Origin of the sequence: Streptomyces odonnellii, assembly GCF_000981895.1 — a bacterium.
Lineage (GTDB): Bacteria > Actinomycetota > Actinomycetes > Streptomycetales > Streptomycetaceae > Streptomyces > Streptomyces odonnellii.
Genome location: NZ_LATD01000308.1, coordinates 59,023 through 74,320 on the forward strand (window position 1 = coordinate 59,023; position 15,298 = coordinate 74,320).

Genomic DNA, 15,298 nt, shown 5'->3' on the forward strand with positions numbered 1-15,298 from the left:
CGGGTCATGGGTGAACGGGAGGACGAGACGGTGGCTGGCGAAGAGCGGACCGCAGTACCGGCGCAGGCGCGATCGGCCGTGCCCGCGGAGGCACGGGATCGGCATGCCCACCTCGCCGAGCAGATCGAGGAACACCGCTTCCGGTATTACGTGAAGGACCAGCCGGTCATCAGCGACGGGGAGTTCGACCGGCTCCTGCGGTCGCTGGAGGAGCTGGAGGAGACCTATCCGGAGCTGCGTACGCCCGACTCGCCGACCCAGAAGGTCGCGGGGGCGTACGAGACGGAGTTCACCGCGGTCGAGCACCGCGAGCGGATGCTCTCCCTGGACAACGCCTTCGACGACGAGGAACTGGCCGCGTGGGCCGACCGGATCGCCAAGGACGTGGGCACCACCGACTACCACTTCCTGTGCGAGCTGAAGGTCGACGGCCTCGCGGTCAACCTCACGTACGAGCACGGCAGGCTGACCCGCGCCGCCACCCGTGGCGACGGGCGTACGGGCGAGGACATCACCCCCAATGTCCGTACGATCGCCGAGATCCCGCACCGCCTCGCGGGCGAGCGCGTGCCCGCCCTCGTCGAGATCCGCGGCGAGGTCTACTTCCCGATGGAGGCCTTCCAGGAGCTGAACACGCGGCTGGTGGAGGCCGGGGACAAGCCGTTCGCCAACCCGCGCAACGCGGCGGCCGGTTCGCTGCGCCAGAAGGACCCCAAGATCACCGCGACCCGGCCGCTGCACATGGTGGTGCACGGCATCGGGGCGCGCGAGGGCTTCGACATCGACTGCCTCTCGCACGCGTACGGCCTGCTCCGCGAGTGGGGCCTGCCCACCGCCCGGCACAACAAGGTGGTCGGAGGACTCGACGGCGTCCGGGAGTTCATCGCGTACTACGGGGAGAACCGCCACTCGGTGGAGCACGAGATCGACGGAGTGGTCGTCAAGCTCGACGAGATCCCGCTCCAGGGCCGGCTCGGCTCGACCTCGCGCGCCCCGCGCTGGGCGATCGCCTGGAAGTACGCGCCGGAGGAGGTCAACACCAAGCTGGTCAATATCCGGGTGGGCGTGGGCCGTACGGGCCGCGTCACCCCGTACGCGCAGGTGGAGCCGGTCACGGTCGCCGGATCCGAGGTCGAGTTCGCCACTCTGCACAACCAGGACGTGGTGAAGGCCAAGGGCGTGTGGATCGGCGACACCGTCGTGCTGCGCAAGGCCGGAGACGTGATCCCGGAGATCCTCGGCCCGGTCATCGATCTGCGCCCCGACGACGCGTACGAATTCGTGATGCCCAAGAAGTGCCCCGAGTGCGGCACGGAGCTGCGGGCCATGAAGGAGGGCGATGTCGATCTGCGCTGCCCCAACGCGCGTAGCTGCCCTGCCCAGTTGCGCGAGCGGCTGTTCTATCTCGCCGGCCGCAAGTGCCTGGACATCGAGAACTTCGGCTATGTGGCCGCCGCCGCCCTGACCAAGCCGCTGGAGCCCGGGACACCGCCGCTGCTGGACGAGGGCGATCTGTTCGACCTGACCGTCGATCAGCTCCTGCCCATCAAGGCGTATGTCCTCGACCAGGACAGCGGACTGCCCAAGCGCGATCCGGAGACCGGCGAGGAGAAGATCGCCACGGTCTTCGCCAACCAGGAGGGCGCGCCGAAGAAGAACGCGCTGGCGATGCTGGCGAACATCGCGGCGGCCAAGGAGCGCCCGCTGGCCCGGATCATCGCCGGACTCTCCATCCGGCATGTGGGGCCCGTCGCGGCCGTGGCGCTCGCCAGGGAGTTCCGTTCGATCGACAGGATCGAGCAGGCCACGGAGGAGGAGCTGGCGGCCGTCGAGGGCGTCGGACCGACCATCGCGGCCTCCCTCACCCAGTGGTTCCAGGTCGACTGGCACCGCGAGATCCTGCGCAAGTGGCGTGCGGCCGGGGTCCGGATGGAAGAGGAGGGCACCGGCGAGGACGAGGGGCCGAGGCCGCTGGAGGGGCTGACGGTGGTCGTCACCGGCACCCTGGAGCGGTACACGAGGGATGGCGCAAAAGAGGCGCTTCAGAACCTCGGCGCGAAGGTAACGGGCGCCGTTTCGAAGAAGACCGGGTTCGTAGTGGTCGGAGAGAATCCCGGTTCGAAGTACGACAAAGCGATGCAGCTCAAGGTGCCCGTGCTGGACGACGAGGGCTTCGCGGTCCTGCTCGGACAGGGCCCCGACGCGGCCAGGGAGGTCGCGCTGACCGCCGAGGAGGAGGCCCCCGGAACGGATGCCGAGGGGGCGTCAGGGGAGACGGCCCAGGAAGCGGCCGGGGAAAGCCCAGCGGAGTAGGGCGGACCGCGCCGGATCAGGGCCCCAAAGCTCACCCGTTCGGCGCATATCAGATGGATACGGATGGGCGGGTCGCATTCGGGCAAGAGCTGTAGAGCGCTGCCCGTTGAGGCCTTCCGCGGCCTACTGTTGGGATGTGCGCCTGTCGTGCACGGCTGCGTGGTGCGGTTTCAGCCGTGATGGCATGACAACGTGCCATCGCGTGGCATCGGCTCCGCCGGCTGTGAGAGGGACGGGAATGAAACCGACCGAGAGCGCCGCCCCGGTCTCACCCCCGCGCGGATTCGGGGGAATCAGGGGTATCGCGACCAGGACACCCGCTCTGGTGGTGGGACTCGCCGTGGTCCTGCTGGCCACCGGTCTGATCCGTACGGTGCGTGAGGGCCACGCGCTCTTCCCCGGCGGCTCGACCGGCTGGGCCATGGCCGTACTGACCGGCATCATCGTCGGGCATCTCGTGGCGCTCGGCCGCGACCGCTGGTGGGGCGGCACGGGCTCGGGCGCGGCCCTGACCCTGGCCGTCCTGCTGCTGTACGGCTGGGTGCCCGCCGTCCTCGTCAGCCTGTCCGTCGTGGTGCTGGTCGGCATGGCGCGCAGACACCGCTGGCGCCAAGGAGTCCTGCACGGCGCGGCGGACATGCTGGGCATCGGGGCCGCCGCGCTCGTGCTGCGGCTGTTCGACGTACTGCCCACCGTCGAGAAGCCCTGGAATCCCCTCGATTGGGGTATCGAGGCCGTCCCGGAAATCATGCTGGCCGCCGGGGTCCATCTGATGGTCACCCGTGCGCTGTTGTGGTACGCGGTGGCTCCGCAGGGCGGCGGGCTGCCGACCGTGGCGCGCACGGCGCTCTTCCGGCAGGGGCTGGTCGCGGTCGCCCTGCTCGGGATCGCCCCGCTGATCTGTGTGGTCGCGATGACGCTGCCGGTGCTGCTGCCGCTCTTCTCCATCCCGCTGATCGCCCTCGACTCCACGCTGTGGATCGCCCGGGCGCGGGCCGAGGAGCAGCTCCGCGACCCGCTGACCGGACTGCCCAACCGGCAGTGGCTGCTGGAGCGCACCTGGTCGGCGCTGGAGGACGCGGAAGGGCTCGGCGCCCGGTCGGCACTGGTCCTGATCGACCTCGACCGGTTCCGTTCCGTCAACGACACCCTCGGGCACCTCGCGGGGGACCGGCTGCTGCTCCAGATAGCCGACCGGCTCCGGCTGGCCCTGCCGCGCGGGGCGGAGGCCGCGCGGCTCGGCGGCGACGAGTTCGCGGTGCTGCTGCCCACGTGCGACTCCGCCACCAGTGCCCAGCGCGTGGCCCGTCATCTTGTGGCCGAGCTGTCCTCGCCGCTGGACCTCGACGGCCTCACCCTGGTCCTGGAGGCCAGCGCCGGAGTCGCCGTCTACCCCGAGCACGCGCTCGACGCCGAGGGCCTGCTGCGCCGCGCCGATGTCGCGATGTACCAGGCGAAGCGCGACCGTACCGGTGTCGAGGTGTACGAATCCAAGCGGGACTCCAACACCCCCGACCGGCTCGGTCTGCTGGGAGACCTGAGACGCGCCCTGGACGCGGGCGAGGTGGAGCTGCACTACCAGCCCAAGGTCCGCTTCGACGGACAGGTCGCCGGCCTTGAGGCCCTGGTGCGCTGGGTGCATCCGGAGCGCGGCCGGGTCCCTCCCGACGAGTTCATCGCCATAGCCGAGTCCTCGGGCCTGATGCCGCACCTCACCGAGTACGTCCTGGAGACGGCCCTCGCCCAGGTCGCCCGCTGGCGCTCCCAGGGGCTGATGGTGCCGGTCGCCGTCAATGTCTCGCCGCGCGATGTGCACACCCCCGGTTTCGCCGGCGCGGTCGCGGCACGGCTGGCCCGGCACGGCGTACCGGCGGGCTCCCTCCAGTTGGAGATAACGGAACACGTCCTGCTGGAGGACCCGCAGCGCGCCGCCGACACCCTGGCGGGGCTGACCGGGCACGGCGTGAAGATGTCCCTGGACGACTTCGGTACGGGGTACTCCTCGCTGGTGCATCTGCGGCGGCTGCCGGTGAGCGAGCTGAAGATCGACCGCTCGTTCGTGGCCCGGCTGGCCGTCGACACCGAGGACGCGGAGATCGTCCGCTGCACCGTCGACCTGGCGCACTCCCTGGGCCTGCTGGTCGTCGCGGAGGGCGTCGAGGACGACGAGACCTGGGAGCGGCTGCGGGATCTGGGCTGCGACGCGGTCCAGGGCTGGCTGGTGGCCGCCGCGATGCCGCCGCCCGAGGCGACGGCCTGGCTGCTGGCCCGGGGCAAGCGCGGCTGGCAGCGCCCGGCGGAGCTGGAGGCGGCCCGCCGCGAACAGTCGGGCCAGGTCGTCCAGTAGCCGGCCCCGGGCGCCGGACCAGCCGTACGAGCCCGGTCCGGGCCACCGTACGAGCCGGGCCGGGAGCCGCGTCGTACCACCGACCGGCAACCGGGGCCGGGCACCGTACGAGCCGGCCCGGGGCGCCGCCGTACCAGCCTTACGAGCCCGAGTCGGGGCGCCGTACGGGCAGGGCCCGCAGCCGCGTCGTACCCCCGGAGCGGCAGGACCGGGCAGGTCCGGCGGCCGGACCGGAGCGGTGCCCGGCCGCTCCCGGCGGCGGGCGGAGCGTAACCGTTTCGTGGGGAGGGGGCCCGGCCCCATAGGATTGGGCCAAAGCCCATCACACTCACCCCTGAGGATCGCTGCATGCCTGGCATTACGCGCGAGGAGGTCGCCCACCTCGCCCGGCTGGCGCGTCTGGAGCTGAAGGCCGAAGAGCTGGATCACTTCGCCGGACAGCTCGACGACATCATCGGCGCGGTCGCCCGCGTGTCCGAGGTCGCCGGCCAAGACGTACCGCCGACCTCCCACCCGCTGCCGCTGACCAATGTCATGCGCGCCGACGAGGTCCGTCCTTCGCTCACCCCCGAGCAGGCGCTCTCCGGTGCCCCTGCCCAGGAGCAGCAGCGTTTCAAGGTGCCGCAGATCCTGGGGGAGGACTAAACCGATATGACGGCCATGACCAAGCACAAGAGCCTTGTCCGCCTCACCGCCGCCGAGATCGCCGCGAAGATCGCCTCCGGCGAACTCACCGCAGTCGAGGTCACCGAGGCCCATCTCGCCCGTATCGAGGCGGTCGACGAGAAGGTCCACGCCTTCCTGCACGTCGACCGCGAGGGCGCGCTGGCCCAGGCCCGCGCCGTGGACGCGAAGCGCGCGGCGGGCGAGAAGCTGGCGCCGCTGGCCGGTGTGCCGCTCGCCCTCAAGGACATCTTCACCACCGAGGGCGTCCCGACGACCGTCGGCTCCAAGATCCTCGAAGGCTGGATCCCGCCCTACGACGCGACCGTCACCAAGCGGCTCAAGGCTGCGGGCGTCGTCATCCTCGGCAAGACCAACATGGACGAGTTCGCCATGGGGTCCTCCACCGAGAACAGCGCGTACGGCCCGACCGGCAACCCCTGGGACCTGACCCGTGTCCCCGGCGGCTCCGGCGGCGGCTCGTCCGCCTCCCTCGCCTCGTACCAGGCACCCCTCGCCATCGGCACCGACACCGGCGGCTCGATCCGCCAGCCCGCCGCCGTCACCGGCACGGTCGGCGTCAAGCCCACCTACGGCGGGGTCTCCCGCTACGGCATGGTCGCGTTCTCGTCCTCGCTCGACCAGGGCGGCCCCTGCGCCCGTACGGTCCTGGACGCGGCACTGCTGCACGAGGTGATCGCCGGCCACGACCCGCTCGACTCGACCTCCATCGACGCGCCGGTCCCGCCGGTCGTCGAGGCCGCGCGCAGCGGCTCGGTGGCCGGGATGCGCATCGGCGTCGTCAAGCAGTTCCGCGGCGAGGGATACCAGCCCGGGGTCGTCCAGCGCTTCGACGAGTCGGTCGAACTGCTCAAGGGGCTCGGCGCCGAGGTGGTCGAGCTGGACTGCCCGTCCTTCGACCTCGCGCTCGCCGCGTACTACCTGATCGCGCCGTCCGAGTGCTCCTCGAACCTCGCCCGCTTCGACGCCATGCGCTACGGGCTGCGGGTCGGCGACGACGGTACGAGGTCCGCCGAGGACGTCACGGCCCTGACCCGCGAGGCGGGCTTCGGGGACGAGGTCAAGCGCCGCGTCATGCTCGGTACGTACGCGCTCAGCTCCGGCTACTACGACGCGTACTACGGCTCGGCGCAGAAGGTCCGCACCCTCATCAGCCGCGACTTCGAGAAGGCCTTCGAGCAGGTCGAGGTGATCGTCTCCCCGACCACACCGACCACGGCCTTCCCGATCGGCGAGCGCGCCGACGACCCGATGGCGATGTATCTCGCGGACCTGTGCACCATCCCGGCGAACCTGGCCGGCAACGCCGCGATGTCACTGCCCTGCGGCCTCGCGCCGGAGGACGGCCTGCCGGTCGGTCTCCAGATCATCGCCCCCGCCATGAAGGACGACCGTCTCTACAAGGTCGGTGCCGCCGTCGAGGCCGCCTTCGTGGAAAAGTGGGGCCACCCGCTGCTGGAGGAGGCACCGTCGCTATGAGCGCAATTGACAAGGCCAAGGGCTTCAAGAAATCCAAGGCCGGTACGTACCTGTCGATCGGCACCACCGCCTTCGGCGCGATCGGCGTCGCCAAGCAGGCCAGGGCGGCCCGCCAGGACAACGACACGCTCCGGCTGGTCGACGCGGTCGTCTCCGCCGCCGCCATCGTCACGGGCCTCGCCCTGCTCGTACGCGAGCTGAAGCGCCTGGGCGACGACGACGTCCTGCTGGGCTGAGAGGGAATGTTTCACTGTGACCGTCATTGAACTCGTGCCGTACGAGGACGCCCTCGCGGCGTACGACCCCGTCATGGGCCTGGAGGTCCATGTCGAACTCGGCACGAAGACCAAGATGTTCTGCGGCTGTTCGACCGGCCTGGGGGCCGAGCCCAACTCGCAGACCTGCCCGACCTGCCTCGGCATGCCCGGATCCCTGCCGGTCGTCAACGCCATCGGCGTCGAGTCGGCGATCAAGATCGGCCTCGCGCTCAACTGCGAGATCGCCGAGTGGTGCCGCTTCGCCCGGAAGAACTACTTCTATCCGGACATGCCGAAGAACTTCCAGACCTCCCAGTACGACGAGCCGATCGCCTACAACGGCTATCTGGACGTCCAGTTGGAGGACGGCGAGATCTTCCGGGTGCATATCGAACGGGCCCATATGGAGGAGGACACCGGGAAGTCGACGCATGTCGGCGGTGCCACCGGCCGTATCCACGGGGCCTCGCACTCGCTGCTCGACTACAACCGCGCCGGTATCCCGCTCATCGAGATCGTCACCAAGCCCATCGAGGGCGCGGGCGAGCGGGCCCCCGAGGTCGCCAAGGCGTATGTCGCCGAGCTGCGCGAGCTGATCAAGGCGCTGGGCGTCTCCGAGGCCCGGATGGAAATGGGCCAGATGCGGTGCGACGTGAACCTCTCGCTGCGCCCGCACGGCCAGGAGAAGTTCGGTACGCGTTCCGAGACGAAGAACGTCAACTCGCTGCGCAGCGTCGAGCGCGCCGCGCGCTTCGAGATCCAGCGCCATGCCGCGGTGCTCGGCTCGGGCGGCACGATCATCCAGGAGACCCGTCACTTCCACGAGGAGGACGGCTCCACCACCGCGGGCCGGGTGAAGGAGGAGGCCGAGGACTACCGGTACTTCCCGGAGCCCGACCTCGTACCGGTGGCGCCGCCCAGGGAGTGGGTCGAGGAGCTGCGCGCCGGGCTGCCCGAGCTGCCGCGCGTACGCCGCAACCGGCTGCGCGAGGAGTGGGGGATCTCCGAGCACGACATGCAGTCGATCCTCAACGCGGGCGCGATCGAGCCGATCGTCGCCACGATCGGCGCGGGCGCCCCGGCGGACCAGGCGCGCAAGTGGTGGATGGGCGAACTGGCCCGGCACGCCAATGAGACGGGCCGTCCGCTGGACGAGCTGCCCATCACCCCGGAGCAGGTCGCCCGGGTCGCCGCGCTCGTCGCGTCCGGCGATCTCAACGACAAGCTGGCCCGCCAGGTGATCGAGGGTGTGCTCGCGGGCGAGGGCGACCCGGACACCGTCGTCGAGAAGCGCGGTCTCAAGGTCCTCTCCGACGACAGCGCGCTGGGCGCGGCGGTGGACGAGGCCATCGCGGCCAACGCGGCCGTCGCCGACAAGATCCGGGCGGGCAAGGTCGCCGCCGCGGGAGCGCTGGTCGGCGCGGTCATGAAGGCCACACGAGGCCAGGCCGACGCGGCGCGGGTGCGCGAGCTGATCCTTGAGCGGCTGGCCCCGGCGGAGTAGTTCCGTACGGTCCTGAGGGCGTCTGCCTCGCGATCCCGCTGGGTTGCCGGGGCGCGCGTCGTGAGGCGTACGCAGAGAGGGCGGCGCACCGTGTACGGTGCGCCGCCCCCGTCCGTCCCCCCCCGCAACCCGGAGCGCCAGTCTGAACAGCGCCAGCCCGAACGCCGTCGTCGCCGAGGCCGTCTCCGTCGGTCTGCTGCTCGCCGTGCTGGCGTTCGCCGTTCTCCGGCCCCGCGGTCTGCCCGAGGCCCTCGCCGCCGTGCCCGCGGCGCTGCTGCTCGTCGCCCTCGGCGCGGTCTCGCCCCAGGACGCCTGGGCGCAGACGCACACCCTGCTGCCCGTGGTGGTCTTTCTCGCGGCGGTGCTGGTACTGGCTCAACTCTGCGACGAGGAAGGGCTGTTCACCGCGGCGGGCGAACTGGTGGCGCGGGTCTGCGGCAGCCGGCCGCGGCGGCTGCTGGGCGGGGTCTTCGCCGTCGCCGCCGTCATCACCGCCGTACTAAGCCTGGACGCCACGGTCGTGCTGCTCACCCCGGTGGTCTTCGCGACCGCCGCCCGGGTGGGCGCGCGCCCGCTGCCGCATGTCTACGCCTGCACGCATCTCGCGAACTCGGCCTCACTGCTGCTGCCGGTCTCGAACCTCACCAATCTGCTGGCCTTCACCGCGAGCGGGCTCACCTTCACCCGGTTCGCGGCGCTGATGGCGCTGCCCTGGCTGGCCGCGATCGCGGTCGAGTACGCCGTCTTCCGCCGCTTCTTCGCCGCGGACCTGGCCGCGGAGGCGCATGCCCCGCAGGGCCCGGGGCCGGGCGAGGAGCGCGGGGTACCGGTGTTCACGCTGGTGGTGCTGGGGCTGACGCTGGCCGGATTCGTGGTGACCTCGTTCGCCGGGGCCGAACCGCTGTGGGCCGCGCTCGCCGGCGCGGCCGTCCTCGCGGTACGGGCGCTGAGGCAGCGGCGTACGACGGTCAAGGGGCTGGTACGGGCCGCCTCGCCGCTGTTCTGTCTCTTCGTCCTGGCGCTCGGCGTGATCGTCAAGGCGGTCGTCGACAACGGCCTGGACACCGGTATCGGCAAGTTGCTGCCGGACGGCTCGTCACTGCCCTCGCTGCTGGTGATCGCGGCGGTCGCCGCCGTACTGGCCAATCTGATCAACAACCTCCCAGCGATCCTGGCGCTGCTGCCGGTCGTCGCGCCCGCGGGGCCAGGGCCGGTGCTCGCCGCGCTGATCGGCGTCAACCTCGGGCCCAATCTGACGTACGTCGGTTCGCTGGCCACCCTGCTGTGGCGGCGCGTGCTGCACGAGCACGACACCGAGCCGGGGCTGTGGCACTTCACCCGGCTCGGGCTGCTGACCGTGCCTGCCGCGCTGGCTGCGTCGACCGTGGCACTGTGGGGCACCCTGCGACTGATCGGAGGCTGACCCCGTGACCGTACCGATGCCCGACCCGCCGGAGGGCGGCCGGCCGCGGACCGTTCTCGTCTGGATCACCGAATCCACCTGGCCCGCCTGTGTGGACGCGGCCCGGGAACGCGCCCCCGACGACGCCGTGGTGCTGCTCCATGTCAGCGACGACGAGGTCGCCGCCGCCGCGCACCACGCGTACGAAGGGCTCCTCGGCCGGGGCCACCGCCCGGAGCGCGACCCCGGCGCCCGCCTCGAAGCCCTGTCGGGGACGGCCGCCGCCGATCTGCTGGAGGCCGCCGCGCACCGGCTCGGGCGGCCCTGCGAACTCCTCGACCACCACGGGCGCGTGGAGCACGAGGTCGTACGGGCGGCGGCCGGCGCGGATCTGCTGATCTGCGCACGGGACGGTGAGCGGGGACGTCCGGGACCGCACAGCATCGGGCACGCCACCCGCTTCGTGGTCGACCACGCGGAGTGCCCGGTGCTGCTGGTGTGGCCTTAGACCGGTGTTGGCCTTGGGCCGTGTGTGGCCTTGGGCGTACTGTCCTCCGGGCTCAGGACGTACTGTCCGCCGCGCTCAGGACGCGGGCGGGGCGACGTAGTCGATCGACTCGGTCAACTCGCGCCACTTCGCATCGGATTCGGTACGGGCCCGGTCGGACTCGGTCACATAGTTGTACGCGTCGCTGCCCAGCAGCAGATGCACCGGCGGCTCGGCCATCTCCGGCAGGCCGACGATGACCCGCGCGGCCTTCGCCGGGTCCCCGGTCTGCCGCCCGTCCATACCGCGCACCCGCTCCGCCGTCGCGCCGACGGTCCCCCGGTACGGCTCGCTGATCTCGGGGATCGTCATCGACGACCCGGCCCAGTCGGTGCGCAGACCGCCCGGCTCGATCACGGTGACCCGAACCCCCAGCGGGGCCAGTTCGCGCGACAGCACCTCGGAGAAGCCGGCCACCGCCCACTTGGCGCTCTGATAGGCGGCCAGTCCGGGGGTGGTCATCCGGCCGCCGCTCGACGAGATCTGGATGATGTGGCCGGACCCCTGCTCGCGCAGGATCGGTACGGCGGCCTTGGTGACGTGGTAGACGCCGTAGAAGTTGGTGTCGATCTGGGCGCGGAAATCGGCGTCGGTGACGTCCTCGACATCGCCGTACCCCGCGTTGTTGACCACGACGTCCAGCCGCCCGAAGGTCTCGGCCGCGCCCCGGACCGCGGCACGCGCCGCCTCCGCGTCGGTGACATCGAGGGCGACCGCGCGTATCCGCTCGCCGTGGGTACGGACGAGATCGTCGAGCTGGGCGGGCTTGCGCGCGGTCGCCACGACGCGGTGCCCGGCGGCGAGCGCGGCTTCGGCGATGGCGCGGCCCAGCCCGCGTGAACTGCCGGTGATGAACCAGACCTGTGACATGTGGGTGCCTCTCGAAAAATCCCCTGACTAAATGGTTACTTTTATCGTACGCCCACCGCGCGCATCCCGGGCCGGCCGGTCAGATCGCCCGGTCAGAGCCTCGCGGTCGCCCGCCGGCCCGTCCTGTGGTCCCGCCGTGCCGGCCCCCGGGGACGTTCACCTCGTAGTCGTCCCTGGGACTCTCCGCTGCCATGCACTCTCATTACCGTCCGGTCGCATGTCAGCGGAAATATCGCGGAGAAGAATGCTCACCCTCGGTACAGGCGCCCTCGGCGCGGCGGCGGCCGGGTCCGTCCTGCCGCCCTCCCTGCGATCCGCCCTCGCGGCGGAGCCCGCGCCCGGCGGGCTGCGGGCGGTCAAGCACGTGGTCGTCCTGATGCAGGAGAACCGCTCGTTCGACCACTACTTCGGCACCCTGCGCGGGGTCCGCGGCTTCGGGGACCGCAACGCGGTGGAACTGCCCTCCGGGAAGCCCGTGTTCGAGCAGCCGGGCCCGCTGACCACCGTCCTGCCCTTCCCGGTACGGGACGCCGCCGAGGCCCAGCGCAAGGACCTCCAGTACATCGGCGCCCTCGACCACTCCTGGGACGGCGGACACAAGGCGTGGAACAAGGGCTGGATGGACGGCTGGGTCTCCGCCAAGACCGCCGCCACCATGGCCTACTACGACCGGCGCGACATCCCGCTGCACTACGAACTCGCGGACACCTTCACGGTCTGCGACGCGTACCACTCGTCCGTCCACACCTCGACCAGCCCCAACCGCAACCACCTCTGGAGCGGCTGGACCGGCTACGAGGCCGACGGGCGACGGGCCGTGGACAATGACGCGTACGAGGAGGACACCCACCCCGGCTACCCGTGGCCGACGTACGCCGAACGGCTGGAGCGCGCGGGCCGCACCTGGCAGACGTACACGGAGTGGGAGAACTTCACCGACAACAACATCGAGTTCTTCACCACCTTCAAGGACATCGCCCGCAAGGCGCTCGGCAAGGCCCGCGAACTGCCCGGCCGGCCCGAGGCGTCCGGCTTCACGTACATGGAGGCGTTCTACGCCGCCGTACGCGACACCGACGACGCCGCCGAGCGGGCGAGGCTGCTCGACGCGTTGGAGGAGGGCGTCGCCACGCTGACCGAGCACGAGCGGTCGCTGTTCGAGCGCGGGCTGCGCCGGGTCGAGAGCGGCACGCTGGCCGACCGGTTCCGTGCCGACGTGGCCGCGGGAACGCTGCCCGAGGTGTCGTATCTGGTGCCCTCCGCGATCGACTCCGAGCACCCCGGCTCCTCGTCGCCTATCGCCAGCGCCACTCTGATCTACAAGGTGCTCGACGCGCTCGGTGCCCATCCCGATGTCTGGCGGCACACCGTCGTACTGATCAACTACGACGAGAACGACGGCTTCTTCGACCACGTACCGCCGCCCGTGCCGCCCGCCGAGGGCCCCACCGGCTCCGCCGAGCGATGGGAGGGACGGCCGACCGGGCTCGGGATACGGGTGCCGCTGCTGGTCGTCTCGCCCTGGACCGTGGGCGGTTATGTCTGCTCGCAGGTCTTCGACCACACCTCGGTCATCCGCTTCCTGGAGAAGTGGACGGGCGTGGACGAGCCCAACATCACCGCGTGGCGGCGCAATGTCACCGGCGATCTGACCTCCGCGTTCGACTTCCAGCGCGGCAGTACCCAGCCGGAGGTCGAACAGCCGGGCGCCGTCCCGCCGTTCACCGGCCGCTGGGCGCCCGTACCGCCGGCCCACCAGACCATGCCCGTACAGGAGCCGGGCGTGCGCGCCGCCAGGCCGCTGCCGTACCAGACCGACGCGTACGGCCATCTCGACGCGGACGGGCGGGCGTTCACGGTCGAGCTCAGCAACACGGGCCCCGCCAGTGCGCACTTCGCGCTCTATCCGTACGCCGGTGAGTTCGAGATACCGCAGCACCGCGATGTAAGGGGCGCCGCGCAATGGAGGGTGCCCCTTACCGGAGTGAAGGGTGACCGGTACCGCTTCACGATCACCGGGCCCAATGGCTTCCGCCGCGAGTTCGAGGGTCCGGTGACCGCCCATGGCACGGAGGTCACCTCGTCCGTCCACCACCACGACCGCGATCTCCATCTCACCCTGCGCAACCACGGCGATCTGCCGGTCACCTTCACGGTGCGGCCCCTGGGGTACGTCGACGAGGCCGATCTGCACGGCTGGACCCGCCGGATCACGGTCAAGCCGGGACGCAGCCGCGATGTGGTGCACTCGGCGGCCGACGCGCACGGCTGGTACGACGTCGAGGTCACCGCGGAACCGTCGGCGCACGGCGGCGGTACGGCGGACACCCCGGCGCGCTTCCGCCGCCGTCTGATGGGCCACATCGAGAACGGGCGTCCCAGCGTCTCCGGGTGAGCGGCGGCTTTGTACGGTTCGTGCGATGAGGAACCGTACGGAGAAGGAGCCCGATGTTCGCGATACCGCTGGGTGACGGGGCGGAGCTGCGCCCCCTGGAGCCGTGGCAGACCGAGGAGTTCCTGGCCCATATGGACCGGGCCAGGGACCTGGTCGACGAACACATTCCGCTCGCCCGGGCGGCCTCGGACCTCGAATCCGCCCGGGCGGTGCTCATGTCGTACGCCAGGAAGCAGGCCGAGGACAGCGGGCGGCTCTACGGGATCTGGCTGGACTCCACCCTGGTCGGCGGGGTGCTCTTCCGGGTCTTCGACGCCGAGCGCGGCAACTGCGAGGTCGGCTGCTGGCTGGAGCCCGCGGGGACGGGGCGCGGGCTGGTCACGCGCGCCGCGCGGGTGCTGATCGACTGGGCGGTCGAGGAGCGCGGGATACACCGGGTCGAGTGGCACGTGTCGACCGCGAACAACCCGAGCATCAGGGTCGCGCAGCGGCTCGGGATGACCAGGGAGGGCGTGCTGCGCGAGGGCTATCCGTATCGCGGGGTGCGGCAGAGCACCGAGATCTGGTCGGTGCTGGCGCCGGAGTGGCGCGAGCGGAAGCAGCACGCGGTCTGAGCCCATGGCCCCGCAGCCCGCAGCCCGCAGCCCGCAGCCCGCACCCGGCCGTGCCTGCCTGCCGGTCCCGGGCTCGCGTTCGGACTCGGGCCGGGCTCGGGCCTGCTGAGTGCGGAACGGTGGAACTCCGGCTGTTCACGGACGTTCCGCCGTTCTCAGGAAGTTCTCAGACGAGGCACCTAGCGTGCGCGGTATGAACCCCACCCCCGAGACCAAGACCCCCGAGCCGGAGACGGCCGAGGCCTCCACCACCGAGGCGACCGAGGTCATATCCGACTCCAGGTCGGAGTCCGAGGCCCCGTCGCTCAGCAAGGCCGGTGCCCCGGCCGCCGACGCCACCGACGAGTCCGCCGCTGCGGAGGACGTCCACGACCTGGACGACGACGATCCCGACGATGCCGAGGACGACGCCGACGACGACCTCGCCGCGCACCGCTCGTCCGGTCTCGGCGCCGCCGCCGCGGCCGTCGTCGCGGTCTGCCTGAGCATCATCGCCCTGTCCGGCACCTGGACCGGCCGGGTCGTCGCCGAGCGCGAGACCGTCGTAGGACAGACGACGATGGGCCAGTCCGCCACCGTAGACCAGCAGATCTCCGAGATCTACGGCGACGCCTGGCACGCCACCGCCGCGGTCAACGGTGTTGTGGCGCTCCTGGCGCTGCTCATCGGAGCGGTCGTGCTGGTCCTGCCCCAGCGCGCCGCCTGGGTACGGCCCTTCGCCCTGGCCGGAGCCATTCTCGGCTTCCTCGGACTGCTGGTCTCCGCCGGCATGTACTTCGATCTCTTCGCCGCCCTTCCGGCCGCACCGGCCGCTCCGGCCGGCTAAACCCTTAGGCCCTTAGTACTCCAGTGCGTCTTCGTGATCTATGCGGTGGAGGGAGCGGAA

At 71.1% G+C, this 15,298-nt stretch carries 12 protein-coding genes; 11 read left to right on the top strand and 1 reads right to left on the bottom strand.

What is annotated here, in order from left to right; all coding sequences use genetic code 11:
- Positions 1–6 precede the first annotated feature (6 nt).
- From ligA to WH07_RS26745, 8 genes are all read left to right on the top strand, one after another.
- Complete coding sequence (gene ligA / locus WH07_RS26710) at positions 7–2,313, top strand: NAD-dependent DNA ligase LigA (RefSeq protein WP_079023578.1); 2,307 nt, start codon at positions 7–9, stop codon at positions 2,311–2,313.
- A 238-nt stretch (positions 2,314–2,551) separates the two neighbouring features.
- Positions 2,552–4,660: a putative bifunctional diguanylate cyclase/phosphodiesterase gene (locus WH07_RS26715; protein WP_052744567.1), complete on the top strand. Its 2,109-nt coding sequence runs from the start codon at positions 2,552–2,554 to the stop codon at positions 4,658–4,660.
- A gap of 348 nt (positions 4,661–5,008) precedes the next feature.
- Positions 5,009–5,305 carry an Asp-tRNA(Asn)/Glu-tRNA(Gln) amidotransferase subunit GatC gene (gene gatC, locus WH07_RS26720; protein ID WP_046505185.1) on the top strand — a complete coding sequence of 99 codons (297 nt, stop codon included), beginning with the start codon at positions 5,009–5,011 and terminating at the stop codon, positions 5,303–5,305.
- Between the two features lie 15 nt (positions 5,306–5,320).
- Positions 5,321–6,823, top strand: coding sequence for an Asp-tRNA(Asn)/Glu-tRNA(Gln) amidotransferase subunit GatA (gene gatA / locus WH07_RS26725; protein ID WP_046505234.1), 1,503 nt, complete (start codon positions 5,321–5,323; stop codon positions 6,821–6,823).
- Positions 6,820–7,059: a membrane protein gene (locus WH07_RS26730; RefSeq protein ID WP_046505188.1), complete on the top strand. Its 240-nt coding sequence runs from the start codon at positions 6,820–6,822 to the stop codon at positions 7,057–7,059. The genes gatA and WH07_RS26730 overlap by 4 nt, the downstream gene beginning before the upstream one ends.
- A gap of 16 nt (positions 7,060–7,075) precedes the next feature.
- Positions 7,076–8,584: an Asp-tRNA(Asn)/Glu-tRNA(Gln) amidotransferase subunit GatB gene (gatB, locus tag WH07_RS26735; RefSeq protein ID WP_046505191.1), complete on the top strand. Its 1,509-nt coding sequence runs from the start codon at positions 7,076–7,078 to the stop codon at positions 8,582–8,584.
- 142 nt (positions 8,585–8,726) lie between these two features.
- Positions 8,727–10,007: an SLC13 family permease gene (locus tag WH07_RS26740; RefSeq protein WP_079023579.1), complete on the top strand. Its 1,281-nt coding sequence runs from the start codon at positions 8,727–8,729 to the stop codon at positions 10,005–10,007.
- Positions 10,008–10,023: 16 nt separating this feature from the next.
- Positions 10,024–10,494 carry a universal stress protein gene (locus WH07_RS26745; protein WP_046505236.1) on the top strand — a complete coding sequence of 157 codons (471 nt, stop codon included), beginning with the start codon at positions 10,024–10,026 and terminating at the stop codon, positions 10,492–10,494.
- A gap of 75 nt (positions 10,495–10,569) precedes the next feature.
- On the opposite strand, the gene WH07_RS26750 is transcribed toward WH07_RS26745, so the two are convergent.
- Positions 10,570–11,403: an oxidoreductase gene (locus tag WH07_RS26750; RefSeq protein ID WP_046505193.1), complete on the bottom strand. Its 834-nt coding sequence runs from the start codon at positions 11,401–11,403 to the stop codon at positions 10,570–10,572.
- 217 nt (positions 11,404–11,620) lie between these two features.
- Here WH07_RS26750 and WH07_RS26755 point away from each other — a divergent pair, with 217 nt between their 5' ends.
- The 3 genes from WH07_RS26755 (at position 11,621) to WH07_RS26765 (ending at position 15,238) form a co-directional block, all read left to right on the top strand.
- A complete protein-coding gene (locus WH07_RS26755; RefSeq protein WP_046505196.1) occupies positions 11,621–13,798 on the top strand; it encodes a phosphocholine-specific phospholipase C in 2,178 nt (725 codons plus the stop codon).
- A 53-nt stretch (positions 13,799–13,851) separates the two neighbouring features.
- A complete protein-coding gene (locus WH07_RS26760) occupies positions 13,852–14,412 on the top strand; it encodes a GNAT family N-acetyltransferase (protein WP_046505198.1) in 561 nt (186 codons plus the stop codon).
- 193 nt (positions 14,413–14,605) lie between these two features.
- Entirely contained in the window at positions 14,606–15,238 is a 633-nt protein-coding gene (locus WH07_RS26765) for a hypothetical protein (RefSeq protein ID WP_046505200.1), read from the top strand.
- The last annotated feature ends 60 nt before the right edge of the window (positions 15,239–15,298 follow it).

Excerpts from the sequence above, each read along its gene's own strand:
- ligA (WP_079023578.1), top strand. The coding sequence starts at position 7 with ATGGGTGAACGGGAGGACGAGACGGTGGCTGGCGAAGAGCGGACCGCA.
- WH07_RS26715 (WP_052744567.1), top strand. The coding sequence starts at position 2,552 with ATGAAACCGACCGAGAGCGCCGCCCCGGTCTCACCCCCGCGCGGATTC.
- gatC (WP_046505185.1), top strand. The coding sequence starts at position 5,009 with ATGCCTGGCATTACGCGCGAGGAGGTCGCCCACCTCGCCCGGCTGGCG.
- gatA (WP_046505234.1), top strand. The coding sequence starts at position 5,321 with ATGACCAAGCACAAGAGCCTTGTCCGCCTCACCGCCGCCGAGATCGCC.
- WH07_RS26730 (WP_046505188.1), top strand. The coding sequence starts at position 6,820 with ATGAGCGCAATTGACAAGGCCAAGGGCTTCAAGAAATCCAAGGCCGGT.
- WH07_RS26745 (WP_046505236.1), top strand. The coding sequence starts at position 10,024 with ATGCCCGACCCGCCGGAGGGCGGCCGGCCGCGGACCGTTCTCGTCTGG.
- WH07_RS26750 (WP_046505193.1), bottom strand. The coding sequence starts at position 11,403 with ATGTCACAGGTCTGGTTCATCACCGGCAGTTCACGCGGGCTGGGCCGC.
- WH07_RS26755 (WP_046505196.1), top strand. The coding sequence starts at position 11,621 with ATGTCAGCGGAAATATCGCGGAGAAGAATGCTCACCCTCGGTACAGGC.
- WH07_RS26760 (WP_046505198.1), top strand. The coding sequence starts at position 13,852 with ATGTTCGCGATACCGCTGGGTGACGGGGCGGAGCTGCGCCCCCTGGAG.
- WH07_RS26765 (WP_046505200.1), top strand. The coding sequence starts at position 14,606 with ATGAACCCCACCCCCGAGACCAAGACCCCCGAGCCGGAGACGGCCGAG.